The organism is Massilia sp. Soil_C_3 (assembly GCF_057657035.1).
Map to the genome: position 1 here is coordinate 173349 of NZ_JBDGJG010000008.1, position 23559 is coordinate 196907.

Genomic DNA, 23559 nt, shown 5'->3' on the forward strand with positions numbered 1-23559 from the left:
CAGCATATGCGCGGGTGACATTTTAACACTCCGAGGGCCGCGTTCAACAGGTGCACGAATGCTTGAGTATTCAGACGCAGCGCGCGACCGGGACAAGAGCGGCAGCTGAACCGTAGACGACCCGCCGGCGGAGCGACGCGACTTTCTGAGCGGCACGATTTGCTCACAGCCCGCCAAGTTGGCGACGGATGTCGACAGATTGTAAGAGCCTGCGCAGGCTTTACGCAGGCCGCGCCCCGTTCTTGAGCAAGTCGAGAATGTCCAGCAGATCGGCGCGCAGTTTGTCGGCGTCGATCGCTGGCGGGCTGTCGGGCAGGTCCAGCCCGTCGAGCTCGATCGCCGCGCTGGCGCGACCATCGAGGCGGTTACGTGCGCCGCTGATGGTGAAGCCCTGCTCGTACAGCAACGCGCGGATGCGCCGGATCAGCAAGACTTCGTGGTGCTGATAGTATCGGCGGTTTCCACGACGTTTGACCGGCTTAAGCTGCGTAAATTCCTGTTCCCAGTAGCGCAAGACGTGGGGTTTGACTCCGCACAAGTCACTGACTTCCCCAATCGTGAAATAACGCTTGGCCGGAATCGGCGGCAGCACGTTCGGTTCGATCTTGTTCGGTCGGTCATTCATCGCTTATCGGGCGTCCTCAGGCTGCACGCGCCAGGGAACCCGCGGGTGGACTACCTGGTGTGGTCTCTTCGACCATTCCCTTGAGTTTCTGGCTGGCGTGGAATGTCACGACGCGGCGCGCCGTGATGGGGATTTCCTCCCCCGTTTTCGGATTGCGGCCGGGCCGCTGCGGCTTGTCGCGCAACTGGAAATTGCCGAAGCCGGACAGCTTGACTGCCTCGCCGCGCTCGAGCGCATTGCGGATTTCGTCAAAAAAAGTTTCGACCATATCCTTGGCTTCGCGCTTGTTCAGGCCGACCTGCTCGAACAGCAGCTCGGCCAGCTCCGCCTTGGTCAAGGTCGGCAATGACTGTTCAGCTTCCTTGCGTACCCGCGCTACTTGCATGGCACGGTCCAGGTCGGCGGCCAGCGCCTCTTGGAAGACGGCGGAATCAACGTCGTTGTTGTTAATTTTGAAGCCCTGCCTTCAAGTCAAACGATGTTTCGGATGACGGGACAAGCCTGGGCTTGCCCCGTCATGGAATGGTCCTGCTATCGGATTGCGCTGCTTATGTCACCACTTATGTCGCCACTTAAGCGCGCAGCCGCGCACTCAGTTTCGTCGATGCGGATTCCGCGACCGCTGCCATGATGGCATCGACCGCTTCGTCCTGCAGCGTCGATTGAGTATCTTGCAAGCTAAAGCGGAAAGCAAGACTTTTTTCATCCGTCTCCAGGCCCTTGCCGCGATATTCATCAAACAAAACAACGGCTTGCACGATCTTGCCTGCAGGATTGGCTGCGATCTCGGCGTTGAAAGCATCGATCACACGCTGGGCCGGAACGTCCTGTTTCACCACCAGCGCCAGGTCGCGCGTGGCGCCCGGGAACTTCGAAATCTCGGTATGGCTCGGGACCACGCGCTCGCACAGGGCGGCCGCATCGACTTCGAACAGCACCGGCGCTTGCGGCAGATCATATTTCTGCAGCCAGCGTGGATGCAGCTCGCCGACCAGGCCGATCTGCTTGCCGTCCAGCTCCACCGTGGCGCAGCGGCCCGGGTGCAGCGCCGGGTGCTCGGCCTTGGTGAAACGCAGCTGGCGCGGGGCGAACAGCGCTTCCAGGTCGGCCTTCACGTCGAAGAAATCGACGGCCCGGGTCGCCAAACCCCACTGCTCGTCCGCGGCGGGACCGTAGGCGATCGCAGCCACGCGCTTGGGCTGATCAATGCCGGCCACCGCCAGAGGACCGTCCTGGACCTCGCTATTGCGCATGAACACGGCGCCGACCTCGAAGGCGCGCACGCGGCCGGCCTTGCGGTTGATGTTGTAGCGCACATTGGCGACCAGGCTGCCGATCAGGCTCGAACGCATCACACAGAGCTGGCTGGCGATCGGGTTCTGCAGGCGGATCGGCTCGAGGTTGCCGGCGAAATCCGCCTCCCAGGCGCTCTCGACGAAGCTCATATTGACCACTTCCTGGTAACCCAGGTCGGCCAGCTGGTGGCGGATCGCGAACAGCGAACGGGTGTTTTCAGGCGCGATCAGCATGGCGCTCGGCGCCACCGGCGGATTCGCTGGAATGTTCTCGAAGCCGTAGACGCGCGCCACTTCCTCGATCAGGTCTTCTTCGATCTCGATGTCGAAGCGGTACGACGGCGCCGTCACGAGGAAAGTGCCCTCATCGCGCGTAAACGCCAGCCCGAGGCGGGTGAAGATGTCGGCGATCAGCTCGTCGCTCAACGGCACGCCGATGACTTTTTGCGCGCGCGCGGTGCGCAATTGCACGGGCTGGCGCTGCGGCAGATTGACGACCTGGTCGTCGACCGGGCCGACTTTCGTCTCGCCGGTGCCGCAGATCTCGACAATCAGCGCGGTGATGCGCTCGATATGGTCGGGAATGGTCGCGTAGTCGACGCCGCGCTCGAAGCGGTGCGCCGCGTCGGTCGAGAAATTGTAACGGCGGGCGCGACCCTGGATCGCATTCGGCCACCAGAAGGCCGCTTCCAGGTAGATGTCGGTCGTGTCCAGCGAGACGGCGGTGGAATCGCCTCCCATGATGCCGGCCAGCGATTCGATCTCCTTGTCGTCGGCGATCACGCCGACCCACTCGTCGAGCTCGACGGTATTTCCGTTCAGCAGCTTGAGGGATTCGCCCTTCTTGCCCCAGCGAACGTCGAGCGAACCGTGGATCCTGGCCAGGTCAAACACATGCGACGGACGACCGACTTCCAGCATCACATAGTTGGAGATGTCGACCAGGGCCGACACCGAGCGCTGGCCGCTGCGTTCCAGGCGACGCTTCATCCATTCCGGAGTGGTCGCGCGCGCGTTCAGGCCGCGGATCACGCGGCCGGCGAAACGGCCGCACAGGTCGGGCGCCGACACCTTGACCGGCAGGATCTCGTCGCTGCTCACCGGCACGGCGCGCGTCGGCGCCAGGCTCAGGGGCGAGCCGGTCAGGGCCGACACTTCACGCGCCACGCCCAGCACCGACAGGCAGTCGGCCTTGTTCGGGGTTAGCTTGATGGTGAATTTCAGGTCGTTCAGGCCCAGATAATCGCGGATGTTCTGGCCGACCGGTGCGTCTTCCGGCAGTTCCATCAGACCATTGCTCTCTTCCGAGATGCCCAGCTCTTTGCTTGAACACATCATGCCCTGCGACTCGACGCCGCGCAGCTTGCCGATCTTGATCTCGAACGGCTTGCCGTCGGCGCCCGGCGGCAGCAGCGCGCCGGCCTTGGCGCAAATCGCCTTCATGCCGGCGCGCACGTTCGGCGCGCCGCACACGATATTGAGCAGCGTGCCGGTGCCGGCATCGACCTGGCACACGTTCAGGCGGTCGGCGTTCGGGTGCTTCGCCACTTCGACGACGTGCGCCACGACCACGTTCGAGAACGGCGGCGCGACGGCTTCGACCTCTTCCACTTCGAGGCCGGACATGGTCAGCAGGTGGGACAGCTCATCCGAACTCATCTTCGGATCGACGATGGAACGGAGCCAGTTTTCCGAGAATTGCATATTCTTTTTACCTCAGCTTCGCAAATTAATTGAACTGCTTCAGGAAACGCAGGTCGCCTTCATAGAACAGGCGCAGGTCGTTGATTCCATAACGCAGCATCGTCAGGCGCTCGAGGCCGGAGCCGAACGCGAAGCCGATGAACTTTTCCGGATCCAGTCCGAAGTTGCGCACGACGGTCGGGTGCACCTGGCCGGCGCCCGATACTTCCAGCCAGCGGCCCTTGAGCGGACCGGAACCGAAGGCGATGTCGATCTCGGCCGACGGTTCGGTGAACGGGAAATACGATGGCCGGAAGCGCACCTGCAGGTCGTCGGTCTCGAAGAACGCCTTGACGAAGTTCAGGTACACGCCCTTGAGGTCGGCAAAACTGATGTCCTCGCCGATCCACAGGCCTTCGACCTGGTGGAACATCGGCGAGTGGGTGGCGTCGCTGTCGACACGGTAGGTACGGCCCGGCGCGATCACCTTGATCGGAGGCAGGTGGGTGCGCGCGTAGCGCACCTGCATCGGGCTGGTGTGGGTGCGCAGCAGCAGCGGCTTGCCGCTGCTGTCGTTGCCCTCGATATAGAACGTGTCCTGCATCGAACGCGCCGGGTGATTTTCGGGGCTGTTCAGTGCGGTGAAGTTGGTCCAGTCGGTCTCGATCTCGGGACCGTCGGCGACGTCGAAGCCGATCGAGCGGAAGATCTGCTCGACGCGCTCCCAGGTGCGCATCACGGGGTGAATGCCGCCCTTCGAGCGGCCGCGGCCCGGCAGGGTGACGTCGATGCTCTCGGCGGACAGGCGCAGCAGCAGCTGCGCGTCGGCGAGCGCCTCGCGGCGCGCGGTCAAGGCCTGTTCGATTTGTTCTTTGGCGGCATTGATCAGGGCGCCCTGCGCCTTGCGCTGCTCAGGGTCGAGCTTGCCGAGCCCCTTCATGAGGTCGGTCACCTGGCCGGTCTTGCCCAGGTACTTGGCTTTCGCATTTTCGAGCGCGGCGGCGTCCGCGGAGGCAGCGAAGTCGGACCTGGCCGCGACGACGAGTTCTTCCAAGTTCATGCTTGTTCTTTTCCTGTTTTTCGTTGGCGGGAGACGCCAGAATCAAAAACGGGGCACAGGTGTGAACCTTGCCCCGCTTCTAGTGCGCCATATCGCTATGGCGCTTCTTGCTAGCAGACTGAAATCAAGCAGCCAGCTTGGCCTTGACGGCGCTGACGATCGCGGCGAATGCCGGCTTGTCATGCACAGCCATGTCGGCCAGGACTTTACGGTCCAGTTCAATCGCGGACTTTTTCAGGCCGTTCATGAAGACGCTGTAGGTCATGCCGTGCGAACGCGAAGCCGCGTTGATACGGGTGATCCACAGTGCGCGGAAGACGCGCTTCTTGTTGCGGCGATCGCGGTAGGCATACTGGCCAGCGCGCATGACTGCTTGCTTGGCAACACGGTATACCTTGCTGCGGCGGCCACGGTAGCCTTTGGCAAGTTCAAGAACTTTCTTGTGACGGGCACGTGCAGTAACCCCACGTTTTACTCGAGGCATATTCGCTCCTTAGTGTGAGATTAAACAGCAGATGGCATCATGCGGTAGACGCTGGTCACGTCCGACGCATTGATGTTACGGGTGCCGCGCAGCTGGCGCTTGTTCTTGGTGGTCTTCTTGGTCAGGATGTGACGCTTGAAGGCCATGCCCGATTTGACGGTACCGCCCGGACGCACGCGAAAACGTTTCTTCGCGGAGCTCTTGGTTTTCATTTTTGGCATAGTCATCTGTCCTCGCGGACAGCCTCATATGGGACAGGATTGCAGGTGGCAGCAACGCTGCTCTTGAATGCCTACTTTCACTTGTCTTGCAGCAGAAGCGAGTCTGCTACAACCCGTTTCTAAAAACAGGAATCGCAGATTGTAGCACATGTTTGGAGGGATGGGATGGTCGGAGGCAACCCTTCAGCGCATGCAAACAACGTCATGGGGCCATTACCGACGTCGCACCCGAGCCATTACCAACGTCGCACCCGCGCAGGCGGGTGCCCAAGCCCTACGCATCGCCACTATGGCGACCGCCGCCACGGCGCATCGATACTTGGGCTCACGCCTGCGCGGGAGCGACGTGGTTTGCAGCAGCGATAAACATGGATGCACATAGTACAGACGTGTGAAAGCCGGGCCGCAGCAAGGGCTTTCACCCCCACCACGGACCCGGCCGTGTATCTGCTTCGCTCGAAGAATTACTTCTTCTTCTTCGGTGCAACCACCATGACCATCTGGCGGCCTTCGAGTTTCGGGAACTGCTCGATCGTGCCAACCGCTTCCAGATCGGTGCGCAGGCGCTCGAGCACGCGCAGGCCGATGTCCTGGTGTGCCATCTCGCGACCGCGGAAACGCAAGGTAATCTTGGTCTTGTCGCCTTCTTCCAGGAATTTGATGAGGTTACGCAGCTTGATGCTGTAGTCGCCTTCATCGGTACCCGGACGGAACTTGATCTCCTTGACCTGGATGATCTTCTGCTTGAGCTTGGCTTCGTGGGCCTTCTTCTGTTCCGAATACTTGAACTTGCCGTAGTCCATCAGGCGGCAAACCGGAGGGACCGCATTTGGCGCGATCTCAACCAGGTCGACGTTCTTTTCTTCGGCCAGACGGAACGCTTCGGCCAGGGTCACGATGCCCAGCGGCTCGTTGTCCACACCGTTCAAACGCATTTCCGGATGGGTGATTTCGCCATTAATGCGATTCTGCTTGTCAGTAGCTATGTCATTTCCTTTGAATGTATTGGTATTGGCCGGGATTATTTCGTCTTGGCGGCAACTTCGCCAACCAGACGCTCCACGAGCGCGTCGATGGACATCACGCCCAGATCGACATTGCCGCGGGCTCGCACAGCCACTGTGTTCGCGTCCTTTTCCTTATCCCCAACAACGAGGATATACGGCAGTTTTTGGACGGAATGTTCGCGTATTTTATAGGTGATCTTCTCGTTCCGCAAATCAGCGTGCACGCGCAGGCCTGCCGCGCGCAGTTTTGCCTCGACCTGCTTGACGTAATCGGCCTGCGCATCCGAAATATTCAGGACTGCGACTTGCACTGGCGCAAGCCAGAGCGGCAGCGCGCCCGCGTAGTTTTCGATCAGGATGCCAATGAAGCGTTCCATCGATCCCACGATCGCGCGGTGCAGCATCACCGGTACCTTGCGGGTATTGTCTTCTGCGACATATTCGGAACCGAGGCGGCCCGGCATCGAGAAGTCCACCTGCACGGTGCCGACCTGCCATGGGCGGCCCAGGCTGTCCTTCAGGTGGTACTCGATCTTCGGGCCATAGAAGGCGCCCTCGCCCGGCAGCTCGGTCCACTCCACGCCACAGGCGCGCAGCGCCGAACGCAGCGATTCCTCGGCCTGGTCCCAGACCTCGTCGGAACCGATGCGGCTATCCGGACGCAGCGCCAGCTTGACGTCGATATTGGTGAAGCCGAAGTCGTCGTAGACGCCCATCGCCTGGGCGTGGAATTCGGTGACTTCGCGCTCGACCTGCTCTTCGGTACAGAAGATGTGGCCGTCGTCCTGGGTGAAGCCACGCACGCGCATCAGGCCGTGCAGCGCACCGGACGGCTCGTTGCGGTGGCATTGGCCGAATTCGCCAAAGCGCAGCGGCAGGTCGCGGTAGGAGCGCATGCCCGAGTTATAGATCTGCACGTGGCCCGGGCAGTTCATCGGCTTGAGCGCGTACGAGCGGTTTTCGGACTCAGTGGTGAACATATTGTCACGGTAGTTTTCCCAGTGACCGGTCTTTTCCCACAGGGTGCGATCGAGGATTTGCGGCGCCTTGACTTCGCTGTAGCCGCTCACCTGGTACTTGTGGCGCATATACTGCTCCACCTGCTGCCAGACGGTCCAGCCCTTCGGATGCCAGAACACCAGGCCCGGCGCTTCTTCCTGGAAGTGGAACAGGTCCAGCGCCTTGCCGAGCTTGCGGTGGTCGCGCTTTTCCGCTTCTTCCAGCATGTGCAGGTATTGCTCCTGGTCTTCCTTCTTGGTCCAGGCGGTGCCGTACACGCGCTGCAGCATCTCGTTCTTCGAATCGCCACGCCAGTAGGCGCCCGCCAGCTTCATCAGCTTGAAGACCTTGATCTTGCCGGTCGACGGCACGTGCGGGCCGCGGCACAGGTCGGTGAAGCCGCCTTCGCTGTACAGCGACACGTCTTCATTGGCCGGAATCGAGGCGATGATCTCGGCCTTGTAGTGCTCGCCGATCGACTTGAAGTAGCTCACGGCTTCGTCGCGCGGCAGCACCTTGCGGGTGACCGGCTCGTCCTTCTTGGCCAGCTCGACCATTTTCTTTTCAATGGCGGCCAGGTCGTCCGGGGTGAACGGGCGCTTGTACGAGAAGTCATAGTAAAAGCCGTTCTCGATGACCGGGCCGATGGTGACCTGGGCTTCCGGGAACAATTCCTTGACCGCATAGGCCAGCAAGTGGGCGGTCGAGTGACGGATCACGTCCAGGCCTTCCGGGTCGCGGTCGGTCACGATCGCCAGGTCGGCGTCGGCGTCGATCAGGTGCGAGGTGTCGACCACCTTGCCATTGACCTTGCCGGCCAGGGCGGCCTTGGCCAGGCTCGGGGCAATACTCTGCGCTACCTGGGCCACCGTCACGGGGCCGTCGAATTGACGGCTGGAGCCATCGGGAAGTCGGACGTTCAGCATGCTGCTCTCCAATTGGCGCTCGCGCCGGTGAAAAATAAACAAAAAGACAATGGAATTTTAAAAGACGAAAAAAAACGCGGCACTAGCCGCGTTTTTTCGTTGTGTTGAGCAAAAGCACACCCCTTCGCGTCTAGCGATTCCCCCACAACCAGGTTGTAGTTCGCGGTGTCATAACCGTCGTGCCTTTCTCGCTCTTACATATGTACTGGTGGGCGGTGCAGAATTCGAATCTGCGACCCCTTGGATGTCGACCAAGTATTCTAACCAGCTGAACTAACCGCCCGATGCCGCCATTATAAGGACCGCATGGCGGAACCGCAACCCTCGCACAGAAATAGTTGCCGCAGGGTCCGCCCGCTGCCCTCCGGCGCAGGATGCTTTACACTTCGACACCACGCCCATATTTACTTCTTGCGATGAACTTGAAACAGCTCGACCCTGCCCACCTGCACGCCCACCTCGATGGCGACGCCAGCCATTCGCACTCGATCGAGGCGCGCAGCCAGAAGGCGCTGGCGGTCGCGCTCGGCCTGACCCTGCTGTTCGCCGTGGTCGAAGTCATCACCGGCTTCATTTCCAACTCGCTGGCCCTGATCTCGGACGCCGGCCACATGGTGACCGACGCCGCCGCCCTTGGCCTGGCCCTGCTGGCCCAGCTGATCGCCAAGCGTCCGCCGTCGCCCCGTCACTCCTTCGGCTTCGTGCGCGCCGAGGCGCTGGCCGCCTTCGTCAACTGCCTGGCGATGCTGGGCCTGGTGGCCTGGATCGGCTACGAAGCGGTGCAGCGCCTGATCCATCCCGAACATGTACAAGGCGGCATCGTGCTGATCGTGGCGGCCCTGGGCGCGTCGATCAACCTGCTAGTGGCCTGGATTCTTTCCCGCAATAACGACAGCATCAATACCCGCGCCGCCCTGGTCAATGTGATGGGCGACCTGCTGGGCTCGCTGGCGGCGATCGCCTCCGGCGCCATCATCTATGTCACCGGATGGTTGCAGGCCGACCCGATCCTGTCGATCTTCGTCGCCCTGCTGATCCTGCGCTCGACCAGCGGCATCCTGAGGGAGTCGTATCACTTCCTGATGGAAGGGGTGCCGCATGCGATCGACTACGTACAGGTCGGCGCCGACATGGCGGCCGTCGACGGCGTGCTGGCCGTGCACGATATGCATGTGTGGGACATGTCGCCAGGCCACCCGGCCCTGATCGGCCACATCGAGATCCGCAGCCTGGAAGAATGGCCGCCGGTGCTGGAGGCCGTGCGCGCCATGCTGCGCGAGCGCCACGGCATCGATCACGTGACCCTGCAGCCAGAGGCGGCCGGCGGCAAGTCGCTGTAGGCGGCTGCGTGTAAGTCCATGCCCACCCGGCGTGCAGGCGCGCGCCGATAGCCGGGCCACTCCCGCGCCACGATAATCGCTGGCATGGAACTCAAAACCAATGTTTTCGACACGCTGATCGTCGGCGGTGGCCCCGGCGGCCTGACCGCCGCCATCTACCTGCACCGCTTCACCCGCAACGTGGCCCTGGTCGACAAGGGCAATAGCCGGCTGGGGTGGATTCCCATCTCGCACAACTATCCGGGCTTCCCCGACGGAATCAACGGCAAGCTGCTGCTTGACCAATTGCGCTGCCAGCTGGGCAATTATGGCGGGCATGTCATCCCCGGCGAAGTCGTCAATCTGCGCCTCGAAGATGGATTGTTCGTCGCCGACTGCTGCAGTCCCGAGGGTGACTTGACGACCTTGCGCGCGCATACGGTGCTGCTGGCGACCGGCGTGGCCGACGCCGGCATGCCGGTCGAGCGCTGGGAAGAAGCCGTGGCCGCCGGCGCTGTGCGCCTGTGTCCCGTCTGCGACGGCTTCGACGTCATCGACAAGTGCATCGCGGTGGCGACCTCCGAGGTCAATCCAGTGGGACATGCGCTGTTCATGCGCAGCTTCAGTTCGGATGTGCTGCTATTCGAACGGGCCGAGGAATCGGCCGTCAACGCCGACGAAAAGCGCCAGCTGGAAGCGGCGAACGTGCGTCACATCACCTCTCCGCTGGCCGGCGTGACCCTCACCGACGACATGCGGCCGGTGCTGCACACGCGCGATGGCGAGGATTACGAGTGCGACGTGTTCTATCCGATGCTGGGCGAGAGCGCCCGCTCGGGGTTGGCGGCCGCGCTCGGCGCCGAGACCGTCGAATGCGACAAGCTATTGGTGGACGATCACTGCCGCACGTCAGTGCCCGGGCTGTACGCCATCGGTGACGTCACGCGCGGCCTGAACCAGATTGCGGTGGCGGCCGGCCAGGCAGCGATCGCGGCCACGACCATCCACAACACGCTGCCCTGGGCGCTTCGCTCCCGCCCCTGACTGGCCAGCTCAGGCCCCGCGCGTATCGTCGCCGGCCATGCGCGTGCGCGCCAGATGCCAGTCCAGATCCTGCATGATCTGCACCAGGCTGCGCGCCGTCAGCTTCGGCAGCGCCGACTCCGGCGCCCCCCTTGCCGAGAACGCGTTGGGCTGGACGAAATCGTCGTATTTCACCTCGCCCGGCACCACCTTCAGGATGTCCGCGAGGCGGGCGTCGGCCAGGGCCAGGCCCGCATCGCCCGCGGTCAGGTCGACGCCGGCGCCGCCTTCATGGAACAACGTCACGCCGGAATCATATACCGTCGCCACGACCTTGCCCCCCACGGTCACCTGGGCATAGACCTGATCGGGATGTTCCTGCGCATAGAGGTACTCGGCCTCCCGCCGCGCAGCCTGCTGCTCATCGTGCAGCTCGGCCTCGGCAACGAGCTCGGCGGGCATTTGAAAGACCATACCGGGCTTCTTTTTGGCCAGCTCGGCGATCGAGGTGACCGCGCCTTGAACGCGGTAGGGGTTTGTGGAATCGATTGACGACATGCAGGCTCCGTTCAAAGTGGTTGATACACCGTCGAATGTGAATCCTGCTGAAGTATTGCCTATTGGAAAGGAAAACACAACTAGTTAACCATGATCGACACCGCGAAAGTCACAGCCGATGATCGATATCAACCGTAACTGGGGACCACGCCATCGCTCCGCTCATTGCCCCGCAACGAGCGTCATCCGGCGCCGGATCTGCTCTGCCGCCGCTGTGTCGCCGGCCGACTTGGCGCGCTGCTCCTGCACCCCGAGCCAAGCGAGCAAGGGACGGCGCCAACCCTGGTTCGACGCCGTATCGGCCGCCAGCTCGATGCCTTGCGGCGTCATGCGCCCGGCCTTGAACAGCGCCCCGGCCGCGACCAGGCGCGCCAGCGGGTCGTCGACCTTGTCCAGCGCACCGCCCGTGACCACCGCGCGATGCTGCTCGGGCAACAGCGCCACGTCCAGGCCATCCCACTGCCCCGCCAGATAGGCGGCATACGCGCGCTGCGCCGGCGTTGCATCCGCCGCCAGCGCCGCATAGCCCGGGCAATCCTCGAACACCAGGCTGGCCGCCTGCGCCGCGCAACGCACCAGCTCGACCTGGGCCACGCGATCGGGGCGCCCGGTAGCCGTCGTCTCGCGCCGCGCTTCGCGGAACTCGGACTCGGAAGCCGCCGTGTGCCCCTTCAGGTAATCGTCTACCGAGGCATCCAGGGCACCCTTGGCATTGGCTTGCCAGTCGGGCGGCAGCGGCTTGCTCGCGCAGCCGGCCAGGGCGGCCGCGATGACTATATATGCGATCTTCATGGAAGCTTGATCTCCTGGCTGCTGCGCGCGAACGGCCATTTACGGTTGATTTCCTCGACCAGGCGGTTCACCTTGCGCAGGCTGGCGTCGACCTCGCCGCGCAGGGCGCCCAGGTCTTCGGTGGCTTCGCGCGTATTGGCGCCGACCGCCTGGGCCTCGACCAGCACCGCATCGACCTTCTTGAGCGTGGTGCTGGCGTCCTGCAGCACCACGTCCAGCTGGCGGATCGCGGCCTGCGTGTCGTCCATCACGCCGGCCTTGCCGAACACGCGCTGGTCGGCCTTGGCCAGGATCACGTTAACCCGGTCCAGCGCTTCCATGAGCTTCTTCGCCTCTTCGTCGCCGCCCAGCGCGCCACCGAGCACGCCGTAGCGGCCCGACATGCGCCCTGTCACCGCCGACAGATTGGCCAGGCTGGCGTTGACGTCCGAGCCCGACGCCGTCATGGTTTCCAGGTTTTCCAGCAGCGCCCTGGCGGTGGCGACGATGCGCGGGATCTCGGCGGTGGCGTCGCCGCGCAGCACGGTACGGGTGGAATTGGGCGGCAGCGGCGCATCGGTCAGCACCCCGGTATAAGCGCGCAGGCGGGTCTCGCCCACGATGCTCGACTCCAGCGTGAACACGCTCGAGGCGCGCAGCCACTTGGCGTCCTTGCTCTGGACGTCGACCGTGATCTGCACCTTGCCGTCGTCGCCCAGGTCGACCTGGCGCACGCGCCCGATCGGAAAGCCGGCGAAGGTCATGTCCATGCCGGGGATGACGCCGGACGAATCCTCGGCCACCAGGGTCAGGCGCTGGGTCGGCTCGAACACGCCGCGCGCGTACATCACGTACAGCACGAAGCCCGCGATCATGAGGCCGAGCAGCACCAGCAGGATCACCGCCTTGGCTTCGACGTTCTTCGGTTCGTCGGGGATGGATGGATCGGGAGTCAGGTCCGGCATGGTGTTCTTCTTCAAGGATTCAGATGTATTTCAGGGCCAGCGAGCCGGCCTCGATCACGATCAGCACGAACAGCAGGCGCAGCGCGCCGGGCTGCACGCTGGTGGCCAGGGCGCGCGGATAGCGCTGCAGCTCGAGCACGGCGGCGGTGGGGATCAGGGCCACGGCCAGGCCGAACAGCACCGTCTTGAGCACGAAGCCGGCCGTCACCACCGGCGCGAACACGCGGCCAACGGTGCGGGTGTAGTCGGGGATGCCCCAGGGCGACAGGCCATACACGTTCAGGTAGGCCAGCAGCAGCACGATGATCGACGTGACCATCGCCAGGGACAGGACCGCGACCGCGTTGGCGATCAGCTGCGGCACCAGGTCGCGCCGCACGCGGCGCAGCGCTTCATCGCTGGCGGCGCGGATCGACAGGCCGGAACGCGCCAGGCCCAGGGCCGAGGCGTCGAAAGCCATGCTGGCCCTTAGCGCCACGAACAGCGCCGCAGAAAGTGGAATCAGCTCCAGCACCAGCACCCGCACCACCATCTCGAGCGCGAGCCCGGACAGGCCGTAGCTCTTGGCCGTGACCAGCACGATGCGGATGATGACCAGGCTGACCAGGCACGACGCCAGCGTGAACCAGGGCAGCACCTGCCAGGTGCTGGCGTGGATATGGCGCGCGGTGGCGTAAAAGCTCGCGCGGCGCCAGGTGGAGGGCGAAAGCGCCGTGACGACGGCGATGGCGCCCAGGTGGATCATGTACCACCAGCTGCGCAGGTAGCGCGCCAGGTAGGCGGGCCACCGGGTCGGTTGGGCGATGGGCGGGATCGTTCGCGGCATGGGCAGAATGATACTTGGTCCGGGCGGCTATATGCGCGTTCCTGACAAATGATTACGTTCGCACGCGCACCCTACTGCCTCCTCGCCTCCATCACCCCCGACACCTCCATGATCGCCGCCAGCGCCTTCTGCGCCTGCGCCGTCGACCCAATCTCCGCCGTAAACACCATGCGCGCCTGGCCCTTGGCGCTCTGGGTGTTCACCCCGATCACATTGATCTTCTCGCGCGAAAACACCTCGGAGATGTCGCGCAGCAGGCCTTGCCGGTCTTGCGCCAGGATGAACAGGTCGACCGGGTACACGGTTTCCACCCCGGCCATCCCCCACTCGACATGGATCACCCGCTCGGGCGACTTGGCCTGCATTTCGGCGAAGTTCTTGCAACTGAGGCGATGGATCGAGACGCCCTTGCCGCGCGTGACGAAGCCGACGATCGGATCCGGCGGCGCTGGTTTACAGCACTTGGCCAGCACCGTCATCAGGCCATCGGTGCCCACCACCAGCACGCCCGACTTGGCGCCCTGCTCCACGCTCGAGGCGCGGCTTTTATTGACCACCGCCGCGTCTTCGACGGGCGCCGGTTCCGCGCCCTCATGCAGCGCCGCTTCGACGTGGCGCAGGCTGAACTTGTCCTTGCCGACCTCGATGAACAGTTCGTCGACCTTGGCGAAGCCCAGCTTTTGCGCGAGAAGTTCGAGGTTGACCGCGGTCTTGCCTTCGCGCTGGAGCGATTTTTCGACCGCGGCGCGGCCCTGGGCCAGGGTCTCGGCCTGGTCCAGGGCATGAAACCAGGCGCGGATCTTGGAGCGGGTGCGGCTGCTGGCAGCGTAACCGGGGCTGAGCCAGTCGCGCGACGGCCCCTGGCCGACGCTGCCGCCCTTGGCGGTGATGATCTCGCAGGTCTGGCCGTTCTTGAGCTGCGTATTCAGCGGCACCATCGTGCCGTCGATCTTGGCGCCGCGGCAGCGGTGGCCGACATCGCTGTGCAGGTGGTAGGCGAAGTCGATCGGCGTGGCGCCGACCGGCAGCTCCAGCACCCGCGCCTGCGGGGTCAGCACGAAGATGCGGTCGTCCAGGCTGGTCGCCTTGAGCTTCTCGACCCACTCCTTCTGCAGGTCTTCCTGGCCGGCCACGGCATCGGTGACGTCGGTCTTCCAGGCCAGCAGCTGGCGCAGCCAGGCGATCTTTTCGTCGTAGGCCTGGCTCTTGAAGTTGGAGCCGCCCTCTTCCTTGTAGCGCCAGTGGGCGGCGATACCGTACTCGGCGAAGTTGTGCATCTCTTGCGTGCGGATCTGCACTTCGAGCGGACGGCCGTCGTCGGCCGTCACCACCGTGTGCAGCGAGCGGTAGCCGTTCGGCTTGGGCCGCGAGATGTAGTCGTCGAACTCCTTCGGCACCGGGGTCCAGATATTGTGGATCACGCCCAGCACCGTGTAGCAGGTCTTAATGTCGGGCACGATCACACGGAAGGCGCGCACGTCGTACAGCTCCGAGAAATCGAGCTCCTTGCCGCGCATCTTGCTCCAGATGCTGTAGATATGCTTCGGCCGCCCCGAGACGTCGGCCTTGATGCCGGCCGCGGCCAGTTCGTCTTGCAGGCGCGCGATCGACGAGGCCACGAAGCTCTCGCGCGACATGCGCTTCTCTTCGAGCATCTTGGCGATGCGTTTATAGGTGTCCGGCTCGATGAAGCGGAAGGCCAGGTCTTCCAGCTCCCATTTCAGTTGCCAGATGCCGAGCCGGTTGGCCAGCGGCGCATAGAAGTCCAGCACTTCACGGCCATAGGCGCGCGTGACCTCGTCGAAGCGTTTATGTTCGGCGAAGTAGCGCAAGGTGGCGGCGCACGAGGCCAGGCGCATCAGGACCACGCGCATGTCGGTGGCCATCGCCAGCAGCATCTTGCGCAGCGTTTCGTTCTGGGCCGCGGCCTGCTGGGCCGCGTTCTTGCCGCTGCCCACCGGCGCCTGGCCGACGGTCAGGTCGCGCAGGCGGATCAGCTGGTGCACGCCCTGCACCAGCGCCGCCACCTCGGGGCCGAAGCGCTCCTCGATGCGCCCGAAGGTGGAGGGATCCATCAGCGCCAGTTCGAACAAGAGGCCCGCGATGCGGGTCTCGGCGTCGGTGTTCAGGAAGGCCAGGGTGCCGGCCGCCCCGAGCGAGAACTCGAAAGCGCCCTGGCCCGAGGCCGCGACCCGCTCGCCATAGCCCGCGGCCGCGTACTCGAGCGCCGCGTGCACGCGCACGCAGTCCTCCTGCCCCAGTCCCTGGACCAGGCCGCTGTTGACGTCGCCCAGCAGGGCGGTCGATACCATAACCCTGCCTTAGCGCAGGGCGGCGATGACGCAGACCTCGACGAGGCAGGCGGGGTTGGCGAGCCTGGCTTCGACGGTCGCGCGCGGCGGGGTATGCCCCTGCGCCACCCACTCGTCCCAGACGCTGTTCATGCCGGGGAAGTTGTCCATGCTGGAGATGAAGATCTGGCAGGAGAGGATGCAGGTCTTGTCGCTGCCGGCCTCGCCCAGCAGGCGGTCGACGTGGCCCAGCACTTCGCGCATCTGCTCTTCGATGCCCTGGCTGGTGTCCTCGGCGATCTGGCCGGCCAGGTAGATGGTGTCGTTGTGGATCGCTACTTCGGACAGGCGTTTGCCCACATACAGTCGTTTGATTTCCATGATCTCTTTCTTCTTTGTCTAAAGGCGGAACCGTGCCGGTCCCGATTAAAAATTCATCCGATTAAAAACCTGCGCGCGATCGCGATCTGGTCGTCGTGCACGAAGGTCGGCGCATGGCCCACCCCGGGGATCTCGACCAGGCTCGGACGCGGTCCGCGCTGCGTCATCTGCTGCGCCGTCGCGCGCGACAGCAGGTCGGAATGCTCGCCGCGCACCAGCAGGGTCGGGCAGCCGATTGCATCCCAGGCCGCCCACAGCGCGGCCTCGTCCTGGGCGGCGCCTTCCAGCGTGATGGCCCGGAACGGTTGCGCCAGGTTCAAGTCGTAGTGGCGCTCCCACTGGCCGTCCTGCCCCTCGCGCAGGACGTCGGCTGCCAGCTTGCGCCATTCGTCGTCGGAATGCGGGCCGAAGGATGCCGACACCGTTTTCACGAACTCGGCCCCGGCGGCGAAGCTGGGGAAGCGCAGGTCCTGGCCGATGTAGTCGCCGATGCGCCGCAGCGCCGCGCCATCGAGCACCGGCCCGATATCGTTGAGCACGAACCTGCGCACCGGATTGCCCTCGAGCGCGGCCAGCGCCATGCCGATCAGGCCGCCCATCGAGGTGCCGAACCAGGCCACGCCTTCGTCGTCGGCGCCGGCCGTCACGCGCGCGATCAGCGTCACCATATCGGCCACGTATTGCGGCACCGTGTAATAGGCCGGATCGCGCAGGCGATCAGAGCGCCCGCGCCCCACGATGTCCGGGCAGACCACGCGATACTCATCGCACAGGGCGCGCGCCAGATGGTCGAAATCGTCGCCGACGCGGGTCACGCCGTGTACGCACACCAGCACCTTCGGATTGTCCGCGTCGCCCCATTCCTTATAGGCGACGCGGTGCAGCCCGGCGGGCGAGCTGCACTGGACGCTTCTTAATCTGGGTTCAGACATCGTGACTCCGTGATGACAATATGGACCCGCCGGTTGACGGCGGTTCTGCAATTCACCATCGTGATGGTGTTGCGATTAGAATTCTACCAATTCTTAGGAAGTTCCCCCGATCACCTTCATATAGAGGACACAATGAAATCCACCATGCTAGTTGGCAAAACGGCTCTCGTCACCGGTTCGACCTCGGGCATCGGGCTCGGGATCGCGCGCTCGCTGGCCGAACAGGGCGCCAACATCGTGTTCAACGGCTTCGGCGACGCCCAGCAGATCGAGAAGCTGTACACCGACATCGGCGCCGAATTCGGGGTGCAAACGGCCTACCACAACGCCGACATGTCCAAGCCAGACGACATCGAGGCCATGATGGCCTACGCCCTTGAGAAATTCGGCGGGGTCGACGTGCTGGTCAACAATGCCGGCATCCAGCACGTGGCCTCGGTCGAGGACTTCCCCACCGAGAAATGGGACGCCATCATCGCCATCAACCTCAGCTCGGCCTTCCACACCACCCGCCTGGCCCTGCCCGGCATGAAGCAGAAAAACTGGGGCCGCATCATCAACCTGGCGTCGGTGCACGGCCTGGTGGGATCGAGCCAGAAATCGGCCTACGTCGCCGCCAAGCACGGCCTGGTCGGCTTTACCAAGGTGACGGCGCTCGAGACGGCGCAGACCGGCGTGACCGCGAATGCGATCTGTCCCGGTTTCGTGCTGACCCCGCTGGTGCAGAAACAGGTGGACGACCGCGCCGCACGCGAGGGCCTGGACAACGACGCCGCACGCAAGGCCTTGCTGTCCGAGAAACAACCGTCGGGCGAATTCGTGACCCCGGAAGAACTGGGCGCGCTGGCCGTGTTCTTCTGCAGCCCGGCCGCCAACCAGGTACGCGGCGTGGCCTGGAATATGGACGGAGGCTGGGCTGCGCAATAAGCCCGAGGTAGCCGACGGCGGCGCGGCCCAGGGCATCGATGCGCTCAGCCGCCTGCTGTCGCTGTTCACGCTGCGCACCTCGCTCGACATCCGCTGCGCACTGGCCGCACCCTGGGTGCTGGAGCAGCCGGTGGCCGGCGCCGGCGTGGCGCCCTACCACCTGATCGTCGAGGGCGAAGCCGCGGTCGACACGCCCGGCGGCGAACGGATCGCGTTGCGCGCGGGCGACGTCGTCGTCTTCCCGCAGGGCAGCGCGCACCGCTTGCATGCCGGCCCGGCGCAACAGGCGCGCCCACTGGTGGACGTGCCGGGCCCTGAACCGCTGCGCTGGGTGAGCAATGGCGGCGACGGCGCGCCTACCGGCATCCTGTGCGGCCAGTTCGTGTTCGACGACGGCGCGCGCCGCGTCCTGCAGCCGGCGCTGCCCGCCATGATCGTCGTGCACGCCTCTTCACGCCCCGACTTCGCCGGCCTGCTGGCGCTGGTGACGATGCTGCGCAGCGAAGCCGACAGCGCCCGGCCCGGCGCCGCGGCCGTGGTGGCGCAACTGTCCGGGGCGCTGTTCACGCTTTTGCTGCGCGCCTGGCTCGACGACAGCCCGACCACGCCTGGCCTGCTGGCGGTGCTCGCCGACCGCCGCCTTGGCCCCGCGCTGCGCCTGATGCTGGCGCAGCTGGACCGCCCCTGGCTGGTGGAAGAACTGGCGGCGGCCTGCTTCATGTCGCGCGCTACCTTCGCGCGCCTGTTCCGCCAGCTGGCGGGCACGACGCCGCTCGATGCCCTGGTGCAGTTGCGCATGACCCAGGCGGTGCAGTGGCTGGCGCGCGACACGCGGCCGATCGCGGCGATCGGCGAAGCGGTCGGTTACCAGTCCGAGGCCGCGTTCAACCGGGTCTTCAAGCGCCGCTACGGCGTGGGGCCGGGCGCCTGGCGCCGCGCCGCACACGCCGCCTGAAGCCAGGTACTGCCCTCTGCCAGAAGAACCATGGCGCACGCGCTGCTGACGCCCCTTCTCTCTCGCACCGCCGCGGTGCGTGGTTTTCCGCGATGCCCTGGTGCAGTGCAGCATGCGGATTTCCACAATAGCCCGCTGGGAACGATTGCTCCAACATGGAACAACCACCAACCTCGTTGAAGAGTTGCCATGAAGAAGCCTTTTTATAAAGTACTGTATGTCCAGGTGCTGATCGCCATTGTTCTTGGCGTGATGCTGGGGGTGTTCTACCCCGAACTGGGCACCGCGATGAAGCCTTTGGGAGACGGCTTTATCAAACTGATCAAGATGATCATCGCCCCCGTGATCTTCTGTACCGTCGTCGCCGGCATCGCCGGGATGCAGGACATGAAGAAGATCGGCCGCGTCGGCGGCAAGGCGCTGATCTATTTCGAAGTCGTGTCGACCTTCGCCCTGGCCATCGGCCTGATCGTCGCCAACGTGGCCAAGCCGGGCGCCGGCTTCAACGTCGATCCGGCCCACCTCGATTCGAGCTCGATCGCGCAATACACCACCAATGCGCATGCCCAGACCACGACCGAGTTCATCATGCACATCATCCCGACGACGTTCGTGGATGCTTTCGCCACCGGCAACATCCTGCAGGTGCTGCTGGTCGCAATCCTGTTCGGCTTCTCGCTGTCGATGATGGGCGAACGCGGCCGTCCGGTGACCAAGTTCATCGACGACATCGCCCACGTGATCTTCGGCATCGTCAACATCGTCATGAAAGTCGCCCCGCTCGGCGCCTTCGGCGCGATGGCCTTCACCATCGGCAAATACGGCATCGCCTCGCTGCTGCCGCTGGCCAAGCTGATGGGTTCGTTCTACCTGACCTGCGCGCTGTTCGTGTTCGTCGTGCTGGGCCTGATCGCCAAGTTCACCGGCTTCTCGATCTTCAAGTTCATCAAGTACATCAAGGAAGAACTGCTGATCGTACTGGGCACCTCGTCGTCGGAAAGCGCCCTGCCGAACCTGATGCGCAAGCTGGAAAAGCTGGGCTGCTCGAAGCCAGTGGTCGGCCTCGTGGTCCCGACCGGCTACTCGTTCAACCTGGACGGCACCAATATCTATATGACGATGGCGGCGCTGTTCGTGGCGCAGGCAACCAATACCGACCTGACCCTGACCCAGGAGCTGACCATCCTGCTGGTGGCGATGCTGACCTCGAAGGGCGCATCGGGCATCACCGGCGCCGGCTTCATCACGCTGGCCGCGACCCTGGCCGTGGTGCCGACCATTCCGGTGGCGGGCATGGCCCTGATCCTCGGCATCGACCGCTTCATGAGCGAAGCGCGCGCCCTGACCAACTTCATCGGCAACGGCGTTGCGACGGTCGTGGTGTCGAAGTGGGAGAAGGAACTGGATTCGGCGCGCATGGACGACGTCCTGAGTGGCCGTGTGCATATCGACGACCAGAACAGCATGAAGGAAGTGCGCGAAGCGGCGTAATCCCGCGCTTCCCCGCTCCAAAAAAACCGTGTCCTCGTGACACGGTTTTTTTTCGCCGGCGTTTTTATGCCCTAACGGGTCTGTTATATTGCGGCTACCAAGATTGACGACCGCGCCCACGATGCACATCGCCGCCAAACCCGATAACGAAGCCGCGCGCCTGGCCGCGCTGTACGAACTGCTGATCCTCGACACCCCGCCCGAGGAACGCTTCGACAAGATCGCCCGGTTCGCCGCCAGCGAATTCGACATGCCGATCGTCCTGATTACCCTGCTCGACAGCGAGCGCCAGTGGTTCAAGGCGCGCGTTGGCACGCAAGTGTGCGAGACGGGCCGCGACATCTCGTTCTGCTCGCACGCCATCCTGGGCGACGCCATCATGGTGGTCGAGGATGCGCTGCAAGACCCACGCTTCGCCGACAACCCGCTGGTGACGGGCGCGCCGCACATCCGCTTCTATGCCGGTGCGCCGCTGGAGCTGTCCTCAGGCCTGCGCCTGGGCACCCTGTGCCTGATCGACCGCCGGCCGCGCACGCTCGACGCGCTCGACCTGGGCATCCTGGGTACGCTGCGCGACCTGGCGGTGATGGAACTGGCGCGCGCGGAGGAAAAACACGATGCCTGACAGCCACATCCTGCTAGTCGAACCGGAGCCGATGTTGCGCCGCACCGTGGTCATGACGGCGCGCAGCCTCGGCATGAGCCAAGTGCATGAAGCGGCCAGCAACGACGCCGCGCTGCGCCTGCTGCGCTCGCGCACTTTCCACGGCGCCGTGGTCGCCGTCGATTGCGTGGGTCGTGGCGTCAACCGGCAATACGACCTGGGCCTGATCGACCGCTTGCGCGCCGACGATACGCCTGGCAAGACAATGCCGATCGCCATCATGGCCGAGCAGGCGACGGCGGAACTGCTGAGCGCGCTACGCGACCGCAATATCAGCCGCGTCATTCTCAAGCCATTTCGGGCCAAGGTGCTGCTGGAAACGATCGAGAAATTCGGCGCGAATCCGCGCCTGCCCTGACCAGCCATTACTGTGGCATCGCCTCACACTACCCAGCACGGGTGAACACGCGAATTGATGTAGACATCGCAATCTAGACAGGATAATCTAGGTACATCCTGAACAGACGAGGTCATGCCATGCCGCGCTCCCCCGACGCTCCCAAGCCCACGCCCGCCGAACTCGACCTGCTGCAAGTGCTGTGGCCGCTCGGCGCGGCCACCGCCAAGCAGGTGCACGAGGCGATGCTCCCGCAGCGCCCCGACGTCACGTATGCCACGGTCTTGCGCCTGATGCAGGTCATGCACGGCAAGGGCTTGCTCAGCCGCGACGAGAGCGAGCGTTCGCACGTGTATGCGCCCGTGCATGAGCGCGACGCCCTGCAGACCAATCTGCTGCAAGACCTGATGCAGCGCGCCTTCTCGGGCTCGGCCAAGGCGCTGGTGCTGGCCGCGCTGAATAGCGGCATCTCGAAGAAGGAAAGGGACGAGATCGAGCAGCTCCTGAAAGACGAGGACAAGCGATGAACGCCTTCGGCATCGTCGACAGCATCGGCTGGACGCTGGTCCACTTCAGCTGGCAGGGCGCGCTGGTCGGCGGCCAGACCGCGCTCGCCCTCGCCCTTCTGCGCAAGGCGCGTCCGCAAACGCGCTACCTCGTCGCCTGCGTCGGCCTGCTGCTGTGCCTGGCATGGCCGGCAACCGAGCTGTTCCTGCGCTTGGGCAGCGACAGCGGGGCCGATGGCGGCCTTGCGATCGTGTGGTCCGGCGCCGCGGTCGGCATGGCACAAGAAAGTGGCTGGAGCGGCCTGTTCCAGCGCAACCTGGCCTGGATCGTCGGCGCCTGGGCCATCTGCGCGCTGTTCCTGGCGCTGCGCATGATCGCGGGGCTCATGTGGGTGCGGCGCGCGGCCATGCGGGAAAGCCAGGATCCGGCATGGCAGGCCCGCGTCGACCGGCTCGCCGCGCAGTTCGGTTTGCCGCGGCCGATCCGCCTGCGTATCGTCAACGGTTTATCGAGCCCGGTCACGGCCGGCTGGTGGCGTCCGGTCGTGCTGGTGCCGGCCTCGCTGGTGACCAGCATGCCCCCGCACCTGCTGGAAGCGCTGCTGGCGCACGAACTGGCGCATATCCAGCGTCACGACTACCTGGTCAACCTGTGCCAGAACGTCATCGAATCACTGTTGTTCTACCACCCGGCGGTCTGGTGGATCTCGCGCCGCATCCGCGTCGAACGGGAACAGATCGCCGACGCCATCGCGGCACGGCAACTGGGCGAACCGCGGCGCCTGGCCCTGGCCCTCTCTGAACTGGAAAAAAGCCAGTTCTCCAACCACCACCTGGCCCAGGCGGCCAACGGAGGAGATCTCATGTCACGCATCAAACAACTGGTTCGTCCCGATACCGAAGCGCTGAACTGGAAAGCCGCGATCCCGGTGCTTGGATTCCTGCTCGCCGGCCTGGCCGGTTGCGCCCAGACGCCGGCGTCCAGCCCGGCAATGGCTAAGACCGACAGCATCGTCAATATTCCGATTGCGAAATTCGACTCCTGCGAACGGCCGAAGTATCCGGCCGAGGCGCTGGCCCGCGATATCCAGGGTACGGTGACCCTCGGCTTCCTGGTCAGCGCCGAAGGGGCGGTACGCGAGACCGCCTTGCGCAAGTCGAGCGGCGACACGTCTCTGGACGAGGCGGCTCGCACGGCGCTGGCCAAGTGCACGTTCACGCCCGGCACGGTCGATGGCAAGCCGACCGAGCAGTGGACTGAGGTACAGTACGTCTGGGTTTCTAAATGAGAAAAGGAAAAGTAATGCCTATCA

24 protein-coding genes and 1 tRNA gene are annotated in these 23559 nt (G+C 64.3%); 9 read left to right on the forward strand and 16 right to left on the reverse strand.

Annotation, left to right across the window (positions count from 1 at the left end):
• Positions 1 to 220 precede the first annotated feature (220 nt).
• The 9 genes from AC3A6F_RS17910 to AC3A6F_RS17950 all read right to left on the reverse strand — a co-directional run bounded on the left by AC3A6F_RS17910 (position 221) and on the right by AC3A6F_RS17950 (position 8583).
• Positions 221 to 625, reverse strand: coding sequence for a MerR family transcriptional regulator (locus AC3A6F_RS17910; RefSeq protein ID WP_487683068.1), 405 nt, complete (start codon positions 623 to 625; stop codon positions 221 to 223).
• A gap of 16 nt (positions 626 to 641) precedes the next feature.
• Positions 642 to 1010: an integration host factor subunit alpha gene (locus AC3A6F_RS17915; protein WP_005667425.1), complete on the reverse strand. Its 369-nt coding sequence runs from the start codon at positions 1008 to 1010 to the stop codon at positions 642 to 644.
• 187 nt (positions 1011 to 1197) lie between these two features.
• Positions 1198 to 3624 carry a phenylalanine--tRNA ligase subunit beta gene (gene pheT, locus AC3A6F_RS17920; RefSeq protein ID WP_487683070.1) on the reverse strand — a complete coding sequence of 809 codons (2427 nt, stop codon included), beginning with the start codon at positions 3622 to 3624 and terminating at the stop codon, positions 1198 to 1200.
• Positions 3625 to 3649: 25 nt separating this feature from the next.
• Complete coding sequence (gene pheS / locus AC3A6F_RS17925; protein WP_487683072.1) at positions 3650 to 4663, reverse strand: phenylalanine--tRNA ligase subunit alpha; 1014 nt, start codon at positions 4661 to 4663, stop codon at positions 3650 to 3652.
• A gap of 124 nt (positions 4664 to 4787) precedes the next feature.
• Complete coding sequence (gene rplT / locus AC3A6F_RS17930; protein ID WP_487683073.1) at positions 4788 to 5147, reverse strand: 50S ribosomal protein L20; 360 nt, start codon at positions 5145 to 5147, stop codon at positions 4788 to 4790.
• A gap of 20 nt (positions 5148 to 5167) precedes the next feature.
• A complete protein-coding gene (gene rpmI / locus AC3A6F_RS17935) occupies positions 5168 to 5368 on the reverse strand; it encodes a 50S ribosomal protein L35 (RefSeq protein WP_005667419.1) in 201 nt (66 codons plus the stop codon).
• Positions 5369 to 5832: 464 nt separating this feature from the next.
• Positions 5833 to 6390: a translation initiation factor IF-3 gene (infC, locus tag AC3A6F_RS17940; protein ID WP_267874131.1), complete on the reverse strand. Its 558-nt coding sequence runs from the start codon at positions 6388 to 6390 to the stop codon at positions 5833 to 5835.
• On the reverse strand, positions 6390 to 8300 hold the full coding sequence (thrS, locus tag AC3A6F_RS17945; RefSeq protein ID WP_487683076.1) for a threonine--tRNA ligase: 1911 nt from the start codon (positions 8298 to 8300) through the stop codon (positions 6390 to 6392). Before thrS ends, infC begins: the two co-directional genes overlap by 1 nt.
• 206 nt (positions 8301 to 8506) lie before the next feature.
• A tRNA-Val gene (locus tag AC3A6F_RS17950) sits at positions 8507 to 8583 on the reverse strand.
• 133 nt (positions 8584 to 8716) lie between these two features.
• Between AC3A6F_RS17950 and AC3A6F_RS17955 the strand changes: the two genes are divergently transcribed.
• Positions 8717 to 9640, forward strand: a complete 924-nt coding sequence (locus tag AC3A6F_RS17955) for a cation diffusion facilitator family transporter (protein ID WP_487683078.1) — start codon at positions 8717 to 8719, stop codon at positions 9638 to 9640.
• 84 nt (positions 9641 to 9724) lie between these two features.
• Complete coding sequence (locus AC3A6F_RS17960; RefSeq protein WP_487683080.1) at positions 9725 to 10663, forward strand: NAD(P)/FAD-dependent oxidoreductase; 939 nt, start codon at positions 9725 to 9727, stop codon at positions 10661 to 10663.
• Positions 10664 to 10672: 9 nt separating this feature from the next.
• Here the strand turns inward: AC3A6F_RS17960 and AC3A6F_RS17965 are convergent, their stop codons facing one another.
• The 7 genes from AC3A6F_RS17965 to AC3A6F_RS17995 all read right to left on the reverse strand — a co-directional run bounded on the left by AC3A6F_RS17965 (position 10673) and on the right by AC3A6F_RS17995 (position 17366).
• Positions 10673 to 11200: a hypothetical protein gene (locus tag AC3A6F_RS17965; protein ID WP_487683082.1), complete on the reverse strand. Its 528-nt coding sequence runs from the start codon at positions 11198 to 11200 to the stop codon at positions 10673 to 10675.
• A 162-nt stretch (positions 11201 to 11362) separates the two neighbouring features.
• Positions 11363 to 11992, reverse strand: coding sequence for a hypothetical protein (locus tag AC3A6F_RS17970; protein WP_487683084.1), 630 nt, complete (start codon positions 11990 to 11992; stop codon positions 11363 to 11365).
• Complete coding sequence (locus AC3A6F_RS17975) at positions 11989 to 12936, reverse strand: MlaD family protein (RefSeq protein WP_320472448.1); 948 nt, start codon at positions 12934 to 12936, stop codon at positions 11989 to 11991. The genes AC3A6F_RS17970 and AC3A6F_RS17975 overlap by 4 nt, the downstream gene beginning before the upstream one ends.
• A gap of 19 nt (positions 12937 to 12955) precedes the next feature.
• Positions 12956 to 13762, reverse strand: coding sequence for an MlaE family ABC transporter permease (locus AC3A6F_RS17980; protein ID WP_487683086.1), 807 nt, complete (start codon positions 13760 to 13762; stop codon positions 12956 to 12958).
• Between the two features lie 71 nt (positions 13763 to 13833).
• Positions 13834 to 16074: a RelA/SpoT family protein gene (locus tag AC3A6F_RS17985; RefSeq protein ID WP_487683088.1), complete on the reverse strand. Its 2241-nt coding sequence runs from the start codon at positions 16072 to 16074 to the stop codon at positions 13834 to 13836.
• A 9-nt stretch (positions 16075 to 16083) separates the two neighbouring features.
• Positions 16084 to 16434 (reverse strand): RidA family protein, encoded by a 351-nt coding sequence (locus tag AC3A6F_RS17990; protein WP_487683090.1) that lies wholly within the window; start codon positions 16432 to 16434, stop codon positions 16084 to 16086.
• 53 nt (positions 16435 to 16487) lie between these two features.
• Positions 16488 to 17366, reverse strand: coding sequence for an alpha/beta fold hydrolase (locus tag AC3A6F_RS17995; RefSeq protein WP_487683092.1), 879 nt, complete (start codon positions 17364 to 17366; stop codon positions 16488 to 16490).
• Between the two features lie 144 nt (positions 17367 to 17510).
• Between AC3A6F_RS17995 and AC3A6F_RS18000 the strand changes: the two genes are divergently transcribed.
• The 7 genes from AC3A6F_RS18000 (at position 17511) to AC3A6F_RS18030 (ending at position 23535) form a co-directional block, all read left to right on the forward strand.
• Positions 17511 to 18293 (forward strand): 3-hydroxybutyrate dehydrogenase, encoded by a 783-nt coding sequence (locus AC3A6F_RS18000; RefSeq protein ID WP_487683094.1) that lies wholly within the window; start codon positions 17511 to 17513, stop codon positions 18291 to 18293.
• Between the two features lie 34 nt (positions 18294 to 18327).
• Positions 18328 to 19248, forward strand: coding sequence for a cupin domain-containing protein (locus AC3A6F_RS18005; RefSeq protein ID WP_487683404.1), 921 nt, complete (start codon positions 18328 to 18330; stop codon positions 19246 to 19248).
• A gap of 189 nt (positions 19249 to 19437) precedes the next feature.
• Positions 19438 to 20739: a dicarboxylate/amino acid:cation symporter gene (locus AC3A6F_RS18010; RefSeq protein WP_487683096.1), complete on the forward strand. Its 1302-nt coding sequence runs from the start codon at positions 19438 to 19440 to the stop codon at positions 20737 to 20739.
• 121 nt (positions 20740 to 20860) lie between these two features.
• The gene (locus tag AC3A6F_RS18015) at positions 20861 to 21364 is read left to right on the forward strand and encodes a GAF domain-containing protein (protein WP_487683406.1); all 504 of its coding nucleotides are present in this window, start codon (positions 20861 to 20863) and stop codon (positions 21362 to 21364) included.
• Positions 21357 to 21761 carry a response regulator gene (locus AC3A6F_RS18020; protein WP_487683098.1) on the forward strand — a complete coding sequence of 135 codons (405 nt, stop codon included), beginning with the start codon at positions 21357 to 21359 and terminating at the stop codon, positions 21759 to 21761. Before AC3A6F_RS18015 ends, AC3A6F_RS18020 begins: the two co-directional genes overlap by 8 nt.
• 119 nt (positions 21762 to 21880) lie before the next feature.
• Positions 21881 to 22267: a BlaI/MecI/CopY family transcriptional regulator gene (locus tag AC3A6F_RS18025; RefSeq protein WP_487683099.1), complete on the forward strand. Its 387-nt coding sequence runs from the start codon at positions 21881 to 21883 to the stop codon at positions 22265 to 22267.
• A complete protein-coding gene (locus AC3A6F_RS18030; RefSeq protein WP_487683101.1) occupies positions 22264 to 23535 on the forward strand; it encodes a TonB family protein in 1272 nt (423 codons plus the stop codon). The genes AC3A6F_RS18025 and AC3A6F_RS18030 overlap by 4 nt, the downstream gene beginning before the upstream one ends.
• Positions 23536 to 23559 lie beyond the last annotated feature (24 nt).